General features: G+C 48.9%; 2 protein-coding genes. Both read right to left on the minus strand.

The genetic code is table 11. The features are described 5' to 3' along the window. Positions 1 to 283 (minus strand): hypothetical protein (locus Q0605_RS08305; RefSeq protein WP_298706056.1); only part of this gene is annotated, 283 nt, incomplete at its 3' end. 50 nt (positions 284 to 333) lie between these two features. Continuing rightward, positions 334 to 1,707, minus strand: coding sequence for an argininosuccinate lyase (argH, locus tag Q0605_RS08310; protein WP_298706059.1), 1,374 nt, complete (start codon positions 1,705 to 1,707; stop codon positions 334 to 336). Positions 1,708 to 1,893 lie beyond the last annotated feature (186 nt).

Consider the following 1,893-nt stretch of genomic DNA (forward strand, 5'->3'; position numbering starts at 1 on the left):
TAATGGATGATTTATTTAAAAATAGCTCGTTGCCATCCACCTCTCTATGTAAGGGTCTAAGTTTAAGTTTTTTAATTAAGCTATAATCTGTCACATACTGCCTCATATTATACAAGTAACCAACAAGTATTGAGACTACGATTAGAAAGATGAAAATAAACAAAATAAGCCACTTAATACTTATTAAGTCGCCCACATTAACAAATAAAGTAACCATAGCTGATAAAAAACCAGATACGCCTATAATAATGGCAATTATATGTGCTTTGAGATACTCAAGCATCAGATACCTTTTTATAAAAATTTTATACTGCTATATTTAAGCAAAATAATTCAAATTTTCAGCCACCCGTTTAAAATTTCAATCTGCGCCGCGACGCTCTCATTTGCCGTGCCTCCTTGCGACTTGCGCGCCTCTTTGGAGGCGTTTAGATCAAGAAATTTAACCGCATAGCCGTCCAAGCTTTCATCCACGCTAGCAAGCTGCTGCGCATTTAGCTCGCTCAAATCCAGGCCCAAATTTTCCGCATACGCCACAGCCTTGCCCGTGATGAAGTGCGCCCGCCTAAACGGTATGTTTTTCTCCCGCACGAGATAGTCGGCTAGATCGGTTGCCGTGAGGTGCCCACGCTTCGTCATCGCGAGCATATTTTGCTCGTTAAATTTAGCCGTTTTTAGCATCTGTTTTAAAATTTCAAGGCTCGCAAGCGCGGTGGCAACGCTGTCAAAAACGCCCTCCTTGTCCTCTTGCATATCCTTGTTGTATGCTAACGGCAAGCCCTTCATCACCGTTAGCAGCGCGACGAGATTGCCGTTTACGCGTCCCGTTTTGCCGCGGATAAGTTCGGCGACGTCGGGGTTTTTCTTCTGCGGCATGATCGAGCTGCCCGTGCTGTACGCGTCGCTGATCGTGATAAAGCCAAACTCCTGCGAGCTCCACAAGATGAGCTCCTCGCACAGGCGCGACGCATGCGTCATCAGCACGCTTACGTTAAACAAAATCTCCAGCGCGAAATCGCGGTCGCTGACGCTATCCATCGCGTTCGGAGTCACTCCCGCAAACCCGAGCTGCTGCGCGACCAGCTCGCGGTTTATCGGATGCGGCGTGCCCGCAAGCGCAGCCGAGCCCAGCGGACAGAGGTTGTTTCGCTCTCGCGAGCTGGCAAAGCGCTCGTAGTCGCGGCAAAACATAAACGCATAAGCTAGCAAATGATAGGCAAGGCTCACTGGCTGGGCGTGCTGAAGGTGCGTATAGCCCGGCATCAGCGTGTCTGTGTGCTCGCTAGCGATATCTCGCAAAGCCTCTACTAGCTCGCGGATTTTTTCGGCAACCTGAGCGCCGCTTTTAAGCACGTAGAGGCGAAAATCAAGCGCGACCTGATCGTTTCTGCTGCGCGCCGTGTGCAGCCTACCGCCAAGATCGCTTCCGATGAGCTCGCTTAGGCGTTTTTCTACCGCCATGTGGATGTCCTCGTCAGCGATTTTAAACTCAAATTTACCGCTTTTTATCTCTTCAAACACGGCTTCAAGCCCCGCGACGATCTTTTCGCTCTCGTCAGGCTTTAAGATCCCGCAGGCGCCGAGCATTCTTGCGTGTGCCTTGCTGCCTGCGATATCCTCCTGCCAAAGCGCCCTATCAAAGCCGATCGAGGCGTTAAACTCCTCCAAAAGCGCCGAACTCGCCTCGCTAAAGCGCCCCTCCCACATTTTTTTCACGCTCGCTCCTTCGTTTAAATTTTCGGTGATTTTATAAAATTTAAGCTAAAATAGCGCAAAATTTCAGTCTTTTGAAAGGAAAAACGATGATAGAGATGTTTTTATGTTCCTATTTTGCGGGTGCGGCGACGCTTTTTGAGGACTATGCCGGGCAAAATATCCGCACTAAAGAGGTGC

Origin of the sequence: uncultured Campylobacter sp., assembly GCF_938017705.1 — a bacterium.
GTDB lineage: Bacteria > Campylobacterota > Campylobacteria > Campylobacterales > Campylobacteraceae > Campylobacter_B.